Origin of the sequence: Bacillus sp. REN10 (assembly GCF_016820555.1) — a bacterium.
In the GTDB taxonomy this organism is placed as follows: Bacteria; Bacillota; Bacilli; order Bacillales; family Domibacillaceae; genus Bacillus_CE.
The window spans coordinates 1-527 of record NZ_JADHDW010000041.1; the positions used below are offsets into that span (position 1 = coordinate 1).

The 527-nt window shown below is 37.2% G+C and carries 1 pseudogene; it reads right to left on the reverse strand.

Annotated elements, in window-relative coordinates:
* Positions 1–179 precede the first annotated feature (179 nt).
* Positions 180–527, reverse strand: a pseudogene (locus IRB43_RS17655) (hypothetical protein); the annotation flags it as partial.

The following is a 527-nucleotide window of genomic DNA, read 5'->3' on the forward strand; positions in this document are numbered from 1 at the left end:
CAGACATAGTTAAAGCTAATGTTACTAAAACCGAAAATACTTTCTTCATTTTACCATTCCTCCTTATATATGTAATCAATTATTATATCGACCATATCTCCATTTATTTAACATTAAATAACCAAAAATGTATTAAAAATTCCAACTCCTCCATCCAATTAAGAACGGAGGATTGGATTTTACTTATTAACCTTACTTGCTCTATACATCAGTTCCCACATTTCTTCTCTTGTGACAGGCCGCTGCGGGTAAGTTCCGTCACTGATACTAGTTCCATCAGGTGTCGTTGTCTCCTTCACCCACTTTTGCGCTTCTCGAAAACGCGGACTAGCAAGAGCGTCTTTTTTATATTCCACTATTGATTCCTCCTCTTTTTTAGGTGTAGTTGCTGATTTAACAGGTGCCACACCTACAGCTTTAGCGATACCATCAGCGATGGCTTGGCAAAACTCTTTGAAGAACGATTGGTTGTTTAACTTGTCCATATCAGCTTTGTTGTCAATAAATAGACACTCTAGTAATAAAGC